We start from the raw sequence: 17,131 nt of genomic DNA on the forward strand, positions 1-17,131 counted from the left end.
TTTCCTCTAAAAGGTGTAAACTATTTACATCAAGTTATTTAGCAACAATTTGCATTGACAACAATGATGTCATTTTTTTATTCCAACAAATTGAGTTGTGCTGAATCATTGTGTTTTATTGTATATGTTCTTAAATAAGGATGATAGTAATTGGATTTTACATTTGATGAAGAGAAATCAATATTAAGGAGTTTCCTTATGGCAGGACATAAGCCAGACATAATGTATGGTACAACTATTATTACTGTAAGGAAAGGTGGCAAAGTTGTGATAGCCGGTGATGGTCAGGTCTCATTTGGGCAGACGATTATGAAAGGCAATGCACGCAAAGTGCGTCGCCTTGGGAAGAGTGGGACGGTGATCGCTGGTTTTGCGGGTGCTACAGCAGATGCTTTTACATTGCTGGAAAGATTGGAAACGAAGCTTGAACAATATCCCGATCAGCTCATGCGTGCATGTGTAGAACTTGCAAAAGACTGGCGAACAGACCGCTATTTGCGTCGCCTCGAAGCAATGATGCTTGTGGCTGATAAGAAAATAACTTTAGCTTTAACAGGGCTTGGTGATGTTTTAGAACCAGAAGACGGAATTATGGCAATTGGTTCTGGAGGCAATTTTGCTCTTTCAGCTGCGTGGGCACTCGTAGATATGAATTTGGATGCAGAAACCATTGCCCGTAAAGCTATGGATATTGCCGCTAAAATTTGTGTTTATACCAATGATCATTTCACAATTGAAACATTGGATGCAGAATTATCTTCTTTAGAGAAAGCTATTTGAATGTGTATTGTATTTTCTCCTCGTGAAATTGTTTCTGAACTTGATCGTTTTATTATTGGCCAAAATGATGCCAAACGTTCTGTGGCTATTGCACTGCGGAATCGATGGCGTCGACAACAACTTGATGGTCCGATGCGTGAAGAGGTTATGCCCAAAAATATTTTGATGATAGGACCAACAGGTGTTGGTAAAACAGGTATAGCGCGTCGATTAGCAAAACTTGCTGGAGCACCTTTCGTTAAAGTAGAAGCGACTAAATTTACTGAAGTTGGTTACGTGGGGCGTGATGTTGAGCAAATTATTCGTGATCTTGTTGAGATTGCCATTTCTCTTGTGCGTGAAAAAAAACGGGATGAAGTAAAAGTAAAGGCTCACATTAATGCTGAAGAGCGTGTTTTAGATGCTCTTGTTGGTAAAACAGCAAGCCCCGCTACCCGTGATAGTTTTCGCAAAAAATTGCGTGAAGGTGAACTGGATGAGAAAGAGATTGAGATTGAAGTAGCTGATAATAACAGCAATAGCGCTTCGACCTTTGATATTCCTGGTATGCCTGGTGCACAAATGGGAATTATGAATTTGTCAGAAATTTTTGGCAAAATGGGAAGTCGTATAAAAGTTCGCAAAACGACAGTAAAGGATTCTTTTAAGCCACTTATTGATGATGAATCTGAAAAACTTCTTGATCAAGATCAAATTATTCAAGAAGCACTTCGTGTTGCTGAAAATGATGGGATCGTTTTTATCGATGAGATTGATAAAATTGCAACCCGAGATGGTGCGGTAAGTGCTGCTGTTTCACGTGAGGGAGTTCAACGGGATCTTTTGCCTTTGGTGGAAGGAACAACAATTGCCACAAAATATGGGCAAATCAAAACAGATCATATCCTTTTTATTGCATCAGGTGCGTTTCATGTTTCCAAGCCATCTGATTTATTGCCAGAACTTCAAGGCCGTTTGCCCATCCGCGTAGAACTGAATCCTTTAACACGGGAAGATTTACGACGTATTCTGACCGAACCTGAAGCCAGTCTGATTAAGCAATATATTGCTTTAATGGCAATGGAGGAGGTTCGTTTAGAAATCACAGATGATGCGATTGACGCTCTAGCAGATATTGCGGTGGATTTAAATGCAAGGATTGAAAACATAGGGGCACGTCGTTTGCAAACGGTGATGGAGCGCGTTTTGGATGAGATTTCTTTTACTGCACCTGATAAAGCAGGGACATCGTTTAAAATTGACGCTGCTTATGTCAGACAATCTATAGGCGATCTTGCTGCTGATTTAGATCTTTCACGTTTCATTCTTTAGAGTGATCTCTTGTTTTTGTTTAACGGTGTGCTTCGATAATTTTGAAGCCGGAGGTTTGGTGTATCAATACCGTGCGAAAAAGGTTTTTTAACAAGGTTTCATAAGGCAGGTGGCGGTTAGCAACAAGAAGCAAATGACCACCTGGCTTTAGATATTTTGCGGCATTTATAATAAAATGCTGTCCTAATGAAACATCCGTAGTTTGTTGCGTATGAAATGGCGGATTTGAAATGATTGTATCATATAGATTTGTGATTGGTTCATGTAAAAGATCATGCCAATAAAAATGAACCGGAAGAGAAGCCTTTATATGCTTGAGGTGCTTTTTGGCTGCTTCTAAAGCATTGTAGTCGGCTTCATAGAGGTCGAGAGCAGTTAATTTTTCACTTCTTTCAAGTGCAGCGTGAGAAAGAAAGCCCCAGCCAGAACCAAAATCGGCAGTCTTTCCAGCAATAACTTTGGGCATATGCAGAGCAAGTGCAGCAGATCCTGGGTCAATACGACCATGAGAGAACATGCCAGAAGTGGTTTGAAATTTATTTTCAAAAGTAAGCGGTAGTGAGCGCAAATGTACAATGTTTTGTTTATCTATCTGTTGTGGAACTTGAATCCAGAAGACAAGACCATGATTTTTAGACAATTTACCGGTGATGGGTACAATAGTTTTGACCCATTTCATCATTGATGCAGCACCGGTAGTTTTATTTCCACCGATAACAATCCACCCACCAGGTTTAACACATTCTAATAAATCAAGAAAACAATTTTGATTAAAACCACGATATTTGCTCAATTGCAAAAGTGCACCATCATAGGTGAAAGTTTGATCTATTTGAGGAGAGCAGCGAAATCGAGCATTGGAAAATTTTAAAAAATCTGGTCGCCAAGGCGTTATAACTTCTAAGTTTTTTGCCCATTTAGGAGCGGGGATTTCCGTTAAACCAAAACTTAGCCAAAATTGGCTTGAATCAGGATAGAGGAGTCCATGGTTTTCAAAAGGCAAAAATAATAACACATATGGTTCCTTCAAAGAAAAATGCCATTCCAATTTGGGCTGGCATTTCATTTCATAGTAAGAAGGGGAGATTATTCTTCTTTTTTCTTACGAAGGCGTTTGTTTTCGGGGTTATTTTTTGTATCAGCATACTTTTCTTTTTCTGCTTTTATCGAATTATCACCAGTAATTTCTTTTCCGGTCTGTTGGTCGACAATTTTCATCGATAACCGAACTTTACCACGCTCATCAAAGCCCATCAATTTAACCCAAACTTTATCGCCTTCTTTAACAACATTCGTTGTTTTTGTGACACGTTCTGTTGTAAGTTGAGAGATATGAACGAGCCCATCACGTGAGCCAAAGAAATTTACAAATGCGCCGAATTCTGCAGTTTTTACAACTGTTCCTTGGTAGATACCACCAACTTCAGGCTCGTCAACAATTGAATGGATCCAGCGCTTTGCTGCTTCAATGGTTCTAGCATCGGCAGAAGCGATTTTAATTGTTCCATTATCTTCAATATTAATTTTAGCTCCAGTTTGTTCCACAATTTCTCGAATTACTTTGCCGCCAGAGCCGATAACATCGCGTATTTTATCAACAGCAATGTTCATAACTTCAATGCGTGGAGAAAATTCACTAAGTTCATCACGCGCACTGGTTAAAGCTTTGGCCATTTCATTGAGAATATGAATCCGGCCATCTTTGGCTTGCTCAAGTGCGATTTTCATAATCTCTTCGGTAATACCATCAATTTTTATATCCATTTGTAAAGCAGTAATACCATTTTTTGTCCCCGCTACTTTAAAATCCATGTCTCCGAGATGATCTTCATCTCCTAAAATATCAGACAGAATGGCGAAGCGTTCCCCTTCTTTAATCAAACCCATGGCAATACCTGCAATAGGGCGTACCAGAGGAACACCGGCATCCATGAGAGCAAGTGAAGTTCCGCAAACTGTTGCCATTGAAGAGGATCCATTGGATTCAGTGATTTCTGAGACAGCACGAATGGTATAAGGAAAAGATTCCTTAGTTGGCAACATAGGATGAATGGCACGCCACGCCAGTTTGCCATGTCCGATCTCGCGGCGACCAGGAGAGCCAAGACGTCCTGTTTCACCTACTGAAAATGGTGGAAAATTGTAATGAAGGAGGAATGTTTCTTTATACATACCCGTTAAAGAGTCAACATATTGTTCATCTTCACCGGTTCCTAGTGTTGCAACGACAATTGCTTGTGTTTCTCCACGAGTAAAGAGTGCTGATCCATGTGTTCGGGGTAAAATACCAACTTCCGATTGTATAGGACGTACTGTTGAAAGGTCGCGCCCATCAATACGCTTTTTCGTATCAAGAATGTTTGAGCGAACAATTTTTGCTTGCAACTGTTTGAAAACTGTTGCGATTTGGTCTGCACTAAATTTACAGTTTTCTTCTGTTTCTGACATAAATTTATTGATGATTTCTGTTTTAAGTACATCAATTGCAGTAGAACGTTCCTGTTTATCAGTAATTGTATAAGCTTTTCGGATGTCTTGTTCGACCATTTCCAACATAGCTGTTTCAAGATCAGAGAGATCTTCGGGAATAAAGTCGCGTGGATCTTTTGCGGCAACTTCAGCAAGCTTGATGATAGCATCAAGAACGGGTTGAAAGCCTTTGTGCCCAAACATGACTGCACCCAACATGATGTCTTCAGGTAATTCTTGTGCTTCTGATTCAACCATCAACACAGCACTTTCTGTTCCAGCAACAACAAGATCGAGTTTTGATTCAGGCATTTCATCAATATGGGGATTGAGAATGTATTGCTTGTTACAGTAGCCGACACGAGCACCAGCAATGGGGCCCATAAAAGGAACACCTGACAGAGTTAATGCGGCAGAAGATGCAATCATAGCAAGGATATCAGGATTATTTTCGAGATCATATTGTATAACGGATACAATGACTTGCGTATCATTTTTATAGCCGTCAGCAAAGAGGGGACGAATTGGACGATCAATTAAACGTGAAATCAATGTTTCACTTTCAGTAGGCCGGCTTTCACGTTTTAAATAACCACCGGGTATTCTGCCAACAGCATAGAATTTTTCTTGATAATTAACAGTGAGTGGAAAAAAGTCCTGGTCTGGTTTTGGGTTTTTTGCTGACACAACGGTTGCTAAGACAATGGTTTCACCGTAGGTGGCAATTACTGCACCATCAGCTTGACGCGCTATTTTCCCCGTCTCGAGGGTGAGTGGCCGACCGGCCCATTCAATTTCTATCTTATGCGTTTTAAACATTTTTTATCCTTAATGACCAGTGTTCACATCTCTAGGTGCTCACATTCTGGTTTTGCGTAGCATATCTTAAAGCTATGGGCAGGACAACAAAACACTTCTGTCTTTCGCGAAAAGAGAGGAATAAACCGCAATTTAAACGCGAAGCAACCAGCAATCCTACACCCATGATGGTTACTCATCAGTTTTTAAAGTTTTTAACTAAAAGCAGCAAGCTGAAAAAATGGGTGGATTTTTGTAGAATACCACCCACTCATTTTTCTTTTAGCGACGCAAACCTAATTTCTTGATAAGTGTCTGATAACGATTTTGGTCAATTTCTTTAAGGTAATCAAGTAGACGGCGACGTTGAGACACCATCTTCAAAAGACCACGACGAGAATGGTTATCCTTTTTGTGGAATTTAAAATGGTTCGTCAAATTAGAAATACGTTCAGAAAGTACAGCAATCTGCACTTCTGGTGATCCTGTATCACCGGCTTTATTTGCGTATTCTGCGACAAGAGCTTGTTTACGTTCAGCTGTAATCGACATCGTATTATCCTTTCAAAAAACGAAGAAAAAAGTCACCCACAGCCGAGATGTCGTTCAGCAAGGGTCTACGAAAGAACAAGAAGAGTCAAAGACTCTTACTTGCTCTGGCATTTATACAGAAAAGGAGGTTAAAATACTAGTCCTTGAAAGCATCTTGAAGATCTTCTTTAATAAAGGCTTTTATTTTGAAAGATTGATTTTAATAATGTTTTATGAAAATTTTTAAAGAATTATGCATCCTTTTGTTACAAAAATTGCTGTTTAATAGAATGTGTGTGGTAAAAAAAGCGATAGAATACCGATTTGGAGGCAAAAGATGCAGAGTATTTCAACATTGGAACTTTTTCGTAATTCGGTATTTCGAAATTTATGGCTATCCACGCTTGTTTCTAATTTAGGGGGGCTCATACAGGCTGTAGGGGCAGGTTGGTTAATGGCGTTAATCGGTTCTTCGCATTCCATGGTTGGGCTTGTTCAAAGTGCTACAACATTACCACTTGTTATGTTTTCTCTGATGGCAGGAGCATTAGCTGACAATTTTAATCGGCGTCAAATTATGTTGTGTGCGCAGATTATGATGATGGTTATATCAATGAGTTTGGCTGGTTTAGCTTATATGGGGGTTCTAACACCTTGGCTTTTATTATGCTTTACGTTTTTAATTGGGTGTGGAACTGCCTTTTATAATCCTTCGTGGCAGGCAACAATAGGAGATATTGTGAGTAGGGAAAACATTCCTGCTGCCGTTAGTTTGAACAGTGTCGGTTTTAATTTGATGCGTAGTGTAGGTCCTGCTATTGGTGGTGCCATCATTGCTACTCTGGGCGCAGCCACAGCTTTTTTGTTCAATGCGGTAAGTTACATTCCTTTAATTGGTGCTTTGTTTTTATGGAAACAGAGCTATAAAAATAACCTCTTGCCACGCGAGAGACTTTTAGGGGCTGTCTCAGATGGTTTGCGTTATGTTGTGATGTCACCTAATCTTCTAAGTATTATGGTCAGAGCGTTCCTTTTTGGTTTTGGGGCGATTTCGATTTTGGCACTCTTGCCAATTGTTGTGTATAAAATTCTTGGAGGAAATGCACTTCTTTATGGTACATTGCTCGGTTGTTTTGGTCTGGGAGCGATGACAGCAGGCCTTATTAATTCATCTGTACGGCATTATTTTCGTTCAGAGACGATTATTGCAAGTGCATTTATTGGTTTTGCTTTTTCCTGCTTTTTTTTAGCAATGAGCCGTTCGCTCATTGTAATCCATATTGCTTTATTTCCTGCAGGTTTATGTTGGGTTTTGGCTTTATCGCTTTTTAATACATCTGTACAACTTTCTACACCGCGTTGGGTTGTTGCACGTGCTTTGGCACTTTATCAAACGGCATCTTATGGGGGTATGGCTGTTGGAAGCGCAATTTGGGGGGGGCTGGCTGATGGTTATTCCCCAACCGTTACTTTGAGTATTTGTTCTCTATTTTTGATTTTTGGAGCTCTTGCGGGGATAAAGTTTAAAATTCAGGAAATTCCCCAGATTGATCTGGATCCCCTTGACCATTTCAGAGAACCAGAGCTTTTACTCGACCTAGAAGCAAGAAGCGGTCCGATCATGATTATGATTGATTACCAAATTCATGAAAATGATCTTGAAGAATTTCTCAAAGTGATGACACGTCGTCGTCATATTCGTTTACGTGATGGAGCTCGCCAGTGGGTTCTTTTACGTGATCTTGAAAGGCCTGAATATTGGACAGAAGTTTATCATATGCCAACATGGGTAGATTATTTGCGCCATAATCACCGTCGCATAAAAGCAGATGCAGAAGTGAATAAGCTTCTGCGTCACTTAAATTGTGCACCTAACGGTATAAGAGTACACCGTATGATTGAGCGGCAGACAATACCGCATGCCAGTGAGATGCATTTAAAGCCTTCTGCTGACCAGTTACTTTGATGGTAAGAGTTGAGTATAGAATGAGAAGGGCTTCATTCTTTATTCTTTGTTATTGAGAGATGAAAATATAGAGTGTTATAAAAAAGAACGGATTAAATTGTGAAAATCCCCGTTGGCTTGAACTGGCTTTGTCAAGAGTACCGACAGCAAGTTGGCCTTTGTAGAGGACGCAAGCCTCATCTTTATCAATAGGTGCATTGTGACCACAAAGGGGCATTGACTTACCCGCTATGACTCACTGTGCTTGTGTTTCACTAAGGGTATAATGAGAGAGACATTTCAGTGCGGCGCCCGTTTCAATTAAGAGTTCATCAAGTTTTGTAAAATTTCTTTCAGAAGGAGTGCCATTTTCATTTATTGCAATTTTATCTAGCGCTACTGCTTTTAGTTCTTCCCATGTAATGAGATCATCTTCACAAAAAGGTGCCACTGTGGTACGTCTTAAATCAGCAATATGCCCATAACAACCGAGATCACGTCCCATATCGCGGGCTAAAGAGCGCACATACGTTCCTTTTCCGCAGGTTATTTCAAAGACAGAACGTTCTCGGGTAGGAGTTTCTATTAATTTAAAAGTTTCTATTTCCACTTGGCGTGGTGGAATTTCAACAACTTTGCCCTCACGTGCTAAATCATAGGCGCGGTTGCCGGTAATTTTAATTGCTGAAAATTGTGGGGGTGTTTGCAAAATAACACCTGTATATTGAGGAAGTAGAGCGAGTATCTCTTCTTGTGTTGGACGTTTAGAAGATATGTGCGTTATTTCACCCTCTAGATCATCTGTTGAGCGCTCTTCCCCCCAAGCGATATGAAAACGGTAGGTTTTTGTGCCTTGCATAACGTAGGGAACAGTTTTGGTTGCTTCCCCCAATGCAATTGGCAGGAGACCAGAAGCAAGGGGATCAAGCGTACCTGCATGTCCGGCTTTTTGCGCATGAAAGAGCCATTTAATTTGTGAGACAGCTTCTGTTGATCTCATTCCTTTTGGTTTATCAAATATTACCCAGCCAGAAACAGGACGACCTCTTTTTTTGCGTTGCCGTACCATGTTTTAATCCTTAAATTCATCATTATGGTGAAGATCGCGTGCTACTTCAGGTGAGCGGAGTAGAGAATCTATTTTTGAAAAGTTATCAAAGCTGGTATCAAGTCGAAAACGTAGTTCAGGCATGTATTTCATTTGTCGCAACGAATAACTGATTTCTCTGCGGATAAAACGGCTATGTTTATTGAGAACATTCACAACATCAGTAGGAGAAACGTTATGAAGAGTACTGAGTGATGAAACAAAGCAGGTGGCAATTTTTAAATCTGGTGACATACGTACTTCAGCAACAGAAATCACTATATTTTTCAAAAGATCATCAAGTAAAATACCTTGCTGCAGTTTATAAGCTACCGCATGACGTACTTGCTCTCCCACTCTTAGTTGCCGTTGTGATGGCCCTGCATTTTTCATCGAAGTTTTACCTTTATGACAATTCTTCTTCCCCTGAAAACCTTAAAAAAAATAAGAAAGAACAGAGGCATTGCACGTAAAATCCAATAACTTTTTTACAGAAAATATTGCTATTGGATTATTTTATAATGTGCGATTAATATGTTCGATGCGGAAGATCTCTATGGTATCTCCTGCACGTATGTCTTCATAGTTTTCGAATGCTATTCCACATTCTTGACCACTTTGTACTTCACTGACTTCATCTTTGAAGCGTTTGAGTGTTTTAAGTTTTCCTTCGTGAATGACAATATTATCGCGGATAAGGCGGACACCAGCTCCCCGTTCTATTTTACCCTCTATAACACGACATCCAGCGACTTTTCCAATTTTTGTAATATTAAAGACTTCCAGAATTTCAGCATTACCGAGGAAAGTTTCACGCTGTTCTGGTGAAAGCAATCCTGACATAGCAGCTTTTATATCGTCAACCAGATCATAAATGATGTTATAATAGCGAATTTCAATTCCTTGTGTTTTAGCTAAAGCACACGCTTGTTTATTAGCTCGAACATTAAAGCCAATCACGGCAGAGTTGGAAGCTTCCGCAAGAGAAATATCACTTTCAGTGATACCTCCAGCACCAGAATGGACAATGCGCGCCCGTACCTCTTCATTCCCAAGTTTTTCTAATGCTGAAGCGATTGCTTCAATTGAGCCCTGAACATCTCCTTTAACAATAAGAGGAAATTCTTTGACACCAGTGGTTTGTAACTTTGTCATCATCTGCTCAAGAGAACTTCGAGAACCCGTTTGCCGAGCTACAGCTTTATCACGTGCTAATCGCTGACGGTATTCAGCAATTTCCCGTGCTTTTGCTTCATGAGTGACAACAGCAAAACGGTCACCAGCTTGTGGTGTTCCTTGCATGCCCAAAATTTCGATAGGTGTAGAGGGAACTGCTTCTTTGACATGGCGACCATGGTCGTCAATCAAGGCACGTACACGGCCCCATTCATTGCCAGCGACAATAATATCAGAAGGATGTAATGTGCCTTTTTGGACAAGAACTGTCGCAACAGATCCACGACCCCGATCCAATTTGGCTTCAATAACAACACCCTCTGCGGTTCGTTTTGGGTCTGCTTTTAGATCAAGAAGTTCAGCTTGAAGGAGAATAGCTTCGAGAAGCTTAACAAGGTTTTGACCGGTTTTAGCAGAAACTTCGACTTCCAAAGTTTCTCCGCCCATAGTCTCAACAAACACTTCGTGTTGCAGAAGTTCTGTACGTACTTTTTGCGCATCAGCAGCTGGTTTATCGATTTTGTTGATGGCAACAATAATGGGGACACCAGCTGCTTTTGCATGATTAATTGATTCAACGGTTTGCGGCATGACGCTATCATCAGCAGCGACAACCAGAACGGCGATATCCGTAACACGAGCCCCACGAGCGCGCATAGCTGTGAAGGCGGCATGTCCAGGTGTATCAATAAAGGTAATTTTTTGACCGTTTTGTTCTACTTGATACGCACCAATATGCTGCGTAATACCACCTGCTTCACCAGAAACAACATTCGCTTTTCGAATAGCATCAAGAAGGGAAGTTTTTCCGTGGTCAACATGGCCCATAATTGTTACAACTGGTGGACGCGGCTGCATCTTTTGAGGATTATCAGCGATATTAAAGATGCCCTCTTCTACGTCAGATTCTAAAACACGTTTAACAGTGTGGCCGAATTCAACGGCAATGAGCTCGGCAACATCTGCATCAATAACATCGCCTGGTTTCATCATTTGTTCCTGTTTCATCAGAAATTTAATCACATCAACGGAACGTTCAGCCATACGCTGTGCGAGTTCTTGAATGGTAATGGTTTCAGGAATAACAACTTCGCGGGAAATCTTTTCTTTTGGTTCTTGGTTTTGTGCACGTTTAAATTTTTCTTGCCTGCGGCGCATTGCAGCCATTGAGCGTCCACGCACGCTTCCTTCTTCGTCCAGTGCACTATTGAGAGTAAGTTTTCCACGACGTCGTTCGTTAGCACCTTTTACAACTTTTGGTGTGCGCACTTCTGACTTAGCAGGGTTAGCACGTCGACTATGCCGATCGTCATTTTTGATTTCATCTGCTTTGCGTTTTTCAGTGACAGTTATATTTTTAGGTGTGATAGCGATATCTATCGGTTCTATTGAGGAGTGAGCAGAGGAAAGAGGTGAAGTCTGTACCGGTGGATTTTTTTCCTCTTTTTGTTCTTCTTGATGTATTTCTGTTTCTTGCACTGCTTGCCGCAAACTTTCTTCACGCTCTTTGATACGTCTTTCTTGTTCTTCGACTTTTTCACGCGTGATTCTTTCTTGGATGTGTGCTTCTTCTAACGCGCGAAGTCTTGCTTCCATTTCAGCTGATGAGAGATTGCTTTTGGCCATAGATGATTCACTAGGCTTAGCTTCTTCGAACCGTGGTTTAGAGCGTTGGGGTGCCACATGTGGTTTCGTAATTGGCTGTGGTGTTTCGGCTTTTTCATCGGTCCGCGTAATTTTGCGCCGCTTGGTTTCGACAACGACAGCCTTTGTACGACCATGGCTAAAATTTTGTTTGACCGTACTCGTTTCCAAGACTGACCTCTTTAGAGTCAGTGTCTTTTTGACTGTTGTTTTGTCGTTATTGTTTTCACTCATTTTATTTCCTTCACGGCTTGTACCGTCATCTCACCAGGCTTTGTGCTTGTCGTCACGATAGTCAATCAGTTTGTGTATTGTTTTGAGAAATCCTTCTGCAGCCTTCATATTCAATAAGGCCGCGTGCATCACAGAATGAGTTCCAAAAGCCATACGCATTTCATCACTTGTAAATAATGATGTGGTTTTTATGTTCTGATTTGTTTGTTGCTGTATTGTATGGATGGCTTGTAAAATTTTCCGCTTTCCATTTTCTGTAGCTTCTTTGGCATGAAGGACGAAAATGACTTTACCAGAGCGGATAGCTGCATCAACTTTGGTTGCTCCCATAACAATAACACCTGCTTTTCGCGCCATGGAAAGGCTGCCAAGAGCAGCTTTTAGCAAAAGCGTCTCCACAATATGTGCGAGGTTTGACGCAACTTCAACATCTGTTTTAAAACTTTTGTTAAAAGCTTTTTGTTTGATCGCTTCTTCAATGGCAGAACGGTGAGAAGAGACCCAGACGCCACGCCCAGGTAAATTGGATTTAAGATCAGGGACAATTTGATTATTGGGGCCAATAACAAAACGGATCAGCGCTTTTGCTGAAGAATTTTTTCTTGTCACAATGCAGGTCCGTTCATTCATTTAAAGTGTATCCTCGTTCAAATTATCTATTTTTTCATTTTCTGCAGAATTTTCTATTTTTGCAGGATTTTCTGTAATAAGATCAGCTTTGTCTATCCAGCCTGCTTGCACACGTGCAGCTAAAACCATAGCTTCTGCATCAAATCGTGTAATATCAAATGGGGTTAGGATACCAGAAAAATTCTGTGTTTGACCTTCCTTACGTTCTTTCCAGCCAGCCAAGTCGTCGACTGCATAGCCTGCAAAATCTTCTATTGTTTTTACACCATCTTCGCCAATAGCAACCAACATAGCATTTGTTATTCCAGGAAGCATTCGCAATTCATCAGAGACACCGAGTTTTTTGCGCTTTTCATCAAGTTCTTTTTCTTTGCGTTCTAGATATTCACGTGCACGACTTTGGATTTCAGCAGCAGTTTCATGATCAAAACCATCAATGGAAGCGATTTCTTCGAGATCAATATAAGCGATTTCTTCAATGGAGGAAAAGCCCTCTGATGCCATAACTTGCCCAATCATTTCGTCAACATCTAATGATTCCATAAACAATTTGCTGCGTTCGGTAAATTCTTTTTGACGGTTTTCAGATTCTTCCTGTTCTGTTAAAATATCAATATTCCATCCTGTTAATTGTGAAGCTAAACGAACATTTTGTCCACGCCGACCAATAGCAAGACTGAGCTGGTCATCAGGTACAATGACTTCGATACGTTCTACATCTTCATCGAGGACGACTTTGGAAACTTCTGCGGGTTGTAATGCATTGACAATAAATGTTGCAGCGTCAGGTGACCAAGGAATAATATCAATTTTTTCACCTTGTAACTCTGCAACAACAGCTTGAACACGACTTCCTCGCATCCCAACACACGCTCCAACGGGATCAATTGAACCATCGCGTGAGACAACGGCAATTTTAGCACGTGAACCTGGATCGCGTGCAACAGATTTAATTTCTATAATACCATCATAGATTTCTGGCACTTCCATGGTAAAAAGTTTTACCATAAATTGAGGATGTGTGCGTGAAAGAAAAATTTGCGGACCGCGTGGTTCGCGGTGCACATCACTAACAAAGGCACGAATACGATCTCCATAGTGGAAAGATTCACGTGGAATTAATTCATCACGTCGTACAATAGCTTCACCGCGTCCTAGATCAACGATAACATTGCCATATTCGACACGTTTTACCGTACCGGAAATAATTTCACCAATTTTATTTTTGAATTCTTCGTATTGTTGGTCACGCTCTGCATCACGGACCTTTTGTACAATAACCTGTTTAGCAGATTGCGCTGCGATGCGTCCAAAATCCATAGGAGGCAAAAGATCAGCAAAAAAATCACCAATTTTTGCATCTGCTTGTCGTTTGAGTGCGTCAGATAAAGTGATTTCAGTTGTATAATCCTCAACGATATCGACAATTTTAAGCAGACGTTGTAATTTAATTTCACCTGTTTTTGAATTGATCTCGGCATGGATATTGGTTTCTTGACCATAACGAGAGCGCGCCGCTTTCTGGATAGCATCGGCCATTGCAGAAATGACAATTTCCCGGTCGATCGACTTTTCACGTGCAACAGCATCTGCAATTTGCAGAATTTCAAGTCTGTTAGCGCTTGTAGCCATCGATTTTCTCCTTCTTTGTGCCCCACGATGGGCATTGATCTCAGTGATATTAATTCTTGTAATTTGATAATTGTTTTGAGACGTTAGGATTATCTTCTGAAATAAATTGTTGACTTAAATCTTTATTTTTTTTCAACGCATTGCGAATAAGTTCATCGGTAAGCACCAAATGTGCATCGATGATGTTATCAAAAGGAATAGCAATGTACATGGCTTCTCCGTAAGCGGCTTTATCGGTGTTTAAAGTAAGACCCTCTTGTGTGATATTTGCCAGTATCCCACGAAATTTTTTGCGCCCATCAATGGTTATTTTTGTTTCGATTTTCGCAATATGTCCTTGCCAATAAAAAAAATCAGATTTTCTAACCAATGGGCGATCAATTCCAGGAGATGAGATTTCTAAATGATATTTGCGTTCAATAACATTTTGTACATCAAGAAGGTGTGAAACAGTTCGACTAACAGTTTCGCAGTCTTCTATTGTCATGGAACCATCAGCACGCTCAACCATAATCTGAAGTGTTAAACCATTTTGCCCAAGGAGCTTTACACGAACCAAACGAAAATCTAAAGGCTTAAGCAATGGTATAACAAGAGCAGCAACAAATGCTTCGATGCCGGTTTCTTCAAATAAACGCGGTTCATCAATATCATTCATTTTTTCAGTTTTTCTCATACACTTTATCCAAGTCAACTTCATTAGTTTTATGATATAAAAAAAAGCGGGTCCAGACGGCCCACTCCTCATCATAAGACCAAGAATTTGCCCATTGATACTCTTAAATTCAAATTTTTTCAAGGTGTTTATAAGAAAAGTGTTTCATCATTTATTTCTTTATAAAAGTCAGATAGGCAGGTGTTCGTCCCTCTCGTAAAGCTTTTTCTTCATAGCGAGTGCCCGGCCATAGCGGATAAGGAGTTTTCCAATCCTTAAGATTTTCTGCTTCCCATTCAAAGCTATGATGGTGTGTAAAATAGTATAGAGTCCAGTTTGCATAACTGTCTATATCGGTGGCAAAGCGGAATTTTTTACCTATTTTAAGAACGCGAGCAACACGGTTAAGATTTTTCATGTTGATAAAGCGTCGTTTCCAATGCTTTTTTTTAGGCCATGGATCAGGATAGAAGAGGTCTATTCCATCAAGTGATGCATTTGGGAGCCAATCAAGGAGGTGTGTGGCATCATCGTCATAAAGGCGGAGATGATTTTGATGTTGTTTATGCTGTTCAAGAGACAACAACATTTTGGCCATGCCATTGATGAAGGGTTCTACGCCGATAAAACCGGTTTGTGGAAAATGTTCCATTTCATGAAGCAAATGTTCACCTCCACCAAAGCCAATTTCAAGCCGAACTTCTCTTACTTTGCTCGGAAATAAAGATGTTAGGTCTGGGGGTGCAGAATTATTTAAATCAATTTTAAGAGTTGGAAGAAGCATTTTTATACGCGCAAGTTGACTGTTTCGTAGCCGTTTTCCTTTTCGACGACCAAAAAAAGCTTCACTCAAATGCACTTTATGGTCAATCATGGTACTTTAATCATTGTTTGAAGTGTTTTAATGAGATCGGTTTTCTCCCATGAAAATGAACCATCACATCTTGGTTTACGTCCAAAATGACCATAAGCAGCTGTCTTGGTATAAATCGGTTTATTGAGATCTAAATGTTTTCGGATGCCTGTCGGTGAAAGGTCCATTATTTTGCGGATTGCTGCTTCAATAATACTTTCATCGACTTTTCCTGTTCCATGGAGATTAAGATAAATGGATAAAGGTTGTGCGACGCCAATTGCATAAGAGAGTTGAATGGTGCATCGTTCTGCTAAATTAGCTGCAACAATATTCTTAGCCAGATAGCGTGCGGCATAAGCTGCAGAACGATCAACTTTTGTCGTATCTTTGCCTGAAAAAGCGCCTCCACCATGGGGGGCTGCGCCTCCATAAGTGTCAACAATAATTTTGCGCCCTGTTAGCCCTGCATCGCTTTGGGGTCCACCGATAGCAAATTTTCCTGTTGGGTTAATGTACCAACTGCATTGATCAGAAATAGGAATATCATGTAAAGCTTGACGAATATAAGGTTCAACCACCGTACGGACTTTATTGGAATCCCAACTTTCATCTAAATGCTGTGTAGAAAGAACGATGGATGTTACCTCTATGGGCTTTCCATTTTTATACCGTATTGTTATTTGGCTTTTGGCATCTGGTCCTAATTTTCCAGTTTCTCCTTCTTTTTTATGGCGGGCTGTGGCAAGGAGTTTGAGAATCTTATGCGCATAATAAATTGGCGCGGGCATGAGATCTGGCGTTTCACGGCAAGCATATCCGAACATGATACCCTGATCACCTGCTCCTTCTTCACCATTCCGATCCATAGCATTATCAACTCCTCGTGCAATGTCAGCTGATTGGGGGCGCAAAAGAACATCAATTTTAACGGTTTTCCAATGGAAGCCTACTTGTTCATAGCCAATTGCACGAATAGCACGGCGTGCTACTGCACGAAAACGCGTAGGATTAATAAGTGGGAAACCAGATTCATCGTAGATAAACTTCTTATTTTTATCTCTTTTTAAAAGTGTATCAGGAACACGTACCTCACCAGCAATAACAACGCGGTTGACACTTACTAAAGTTTCGCAAGCGATTCGTACTAACCATGGATCAGTATTAGTTTTCTGAGCTTCTTTATAGATCATATCAACGATCTCATCGGAAATACGGTCGCAAATTTTGTCAGGGTGTCCTTCCGATACTGATTCACTCGTAAAAAGATAATCTTGATGCGGCATAGGAACTCCTTCAAAAAAGAAAACAAACTCTCTATTAAAGTTGCCCTTATTTGCCAATCCTATGACAAATCGTCAATGCTGATTTATAAGGTCAGAGAGA

At 40.5% G+C, this 17,131-nt stretch carries 11 protein-coding genes and 3 pseudogenes; 3 read left to right on the plus strand and 11 right to left on the minus strand.

Translation table 11 applies throughout. From position 1 onward, the window contains the following. Positions 1–198: 198 nt before the first annotated feature. The gene (gene hslV, locus MF1_RS00960; RefSeq protein WP_042995287.1) at positions 199–780 is read left to right on the plus strand and encodes an ATP-dependent protease subunit HslV; all 582 of its coding nucleotides are present in this window, start codon (positions 199–201) and stop codon (positions 778–780) included. Beyond that, complete coding sequence (gene hslU, locus MF1_RS00965) at positions 781–2,091, plus strand: ATP-dependent protease ATPase subunit HslU (RefSeq protein WP_011179014.1); 1,311 nt, start codon at positions 781–783, stop codon at positions 2,089–2,091. A gap of 19 nt (positions 2,092–2,110) precedes the next feature. Here hslU and MF1_RS00970 read toward each other — a convergent pair whose 3' ends face one another. From MF1_RS00970 to rpsO, 3 genes are all read right to left on the minus strand, one after another. Continuing rightward, positions 2,111–3,106, minus strand: coding sequence for a class I SAM-dependent methyltransferase (locus MF1_RS00970; RefSeq protein ID WP_161510259.1), 996 nt, complete (start codon positions 3,104–3,106; stop codon positions 2,111–2,113). Positions 3,107–3,177: 71 nt separating this feature from the next. Continuing rightward, entirely contained in the window at positions 3,178–5,379 is a 2,202-nt protein-coding gene (gene pnp, locus MF1_RS00975; protein WP_161510260.1) for a polyribonucleotide nucleotidyltransferase, read from the minus strand. 261 nt (positions 5,380–5,640) lie between these two features. Next, a complete protein-coding gene (gene rpsO / locus MF1_RS00980) occupies positions 5,641–5,910 on the minus strand; it encodes a 30S ribosomal protein S15 (RefSeq protein WP_014923725.1) in 270 nt (89 codons plus the stop codon). 316 nt (positions 5,911–6,226) lie between these two features. Here rpsO and MF1_RS00985 point away from each other — a divergent pair, with 316 nt between their 5' ends. Beyond that, positions 6,227–7,855, plus strand: coding sequence for an MFS transporter (locus MF1_RS00985; protein WP_161510261.1), 1,629 nt, complete (start codon positions 6,227–6,229; stop codon positions 7,853–7,855). Positions 7,856–7,947: 92 nt separating this feature from the next. On the opposite strand, the pseudogene truB reads toward MF1_RS00985, so the two are convergent. From truB to metK, 8 genes and pseudogenes are all read right to left on the minus strand, one after another. Continuing rightward, positions 7,948–8,903 (minus strand): annotated as a pseudogene (gene truB / locus MF1_RS00995) (tRNA pseudouridine(55) synthase TruB). A gap of 3 nt (positions 8,904–8,906) precedes the next feature. After that, positions 8,907–9,320, minus strand: a pseudogene (rbfA, locus tag MF1_RS01000) (30S ribosome-binding factor RbfA); the annotation flags it as partial. A 117-nt stretch (positions 9,321–9,437) separates the two neighbouring features. Beyond that, positions 9,438–11,975, minus strand: a complete 2,538-nt coding sequence (gene infB, locus MF1_RS01005; RefSeq protein WP_042995288.1) for a translation initiation factor IF-2 — start codon at positions 11,973–11,975, stop codon at positions 9,438–9,440. After that, a pseudogene (locus tag MF1_RS01010) lies at positions 11,972–12,605 on the minus strand (RNA-binding protein). Before MF1_RS01010 ends, infB begins: the two are co-directional and overlap by 4 nt. Then, positions 12,606–14,237, minus strand: coding sequence for a transcription termination factor NusA (gene nusA / locus MF1_RS01015; protein WP_014923730.1), 1,632 nt, complete (start codon positions 14,235–14,237; stop codon positions 12,606–12,608). Between the two features lie 49 nt (positions 14,238–14,286). Further along, positions 14,287–14,937, minus strand: a complete 651-nt coding sequence (rimP, locus tag MF1_RS01020) for a ribosome maturation factor RimP (RefSeq protein WP_161510749.1) — start codon at positions 14,935–14,937, stop codon at positions 14,287–14,289. 127 nt (positions 14,938–15,064) lie between these two features. Next, the gene (locus MF1_RS01025) at positions 15,065–15,766 is read right to left on the minus strand and encodes a tRNA (guanine(46)-N(7))-methyltransferase TrmB (RefSeq protein ID WP_161510264.1); all 702 of its coding nucleotides are present in this window, start codon (positions 15,764–15,766) and stop codon (positions 15,065–15,067) included. Continuing rightward, positions 15,763–17,031, minus strand: a complete 1,269-nt coding sequence (gene metK / locus MF1_RS01030) for a methionine adenosyltransferase (protein ID WP_161510265.1) — start codon at positions 17,029–17,031, stop codon at positions 15,763–15,765. Before metK ends, MF1_RS01025 begins: the two co-directional genes overlap by 4 nt. Between the last annotated feature and the right edge of the window lie 100 nt (positions 17,032–17,131).

The organism is Bartonella quintana (assembly GCF_009936175.1).
Classification (GTDB): domain Bacteria; phylum Pseudomonadota; class Alphaproteobacteria; order Rhizobiales; family Rhizobiaceae; genus Bartonella; species Bartonella quintana.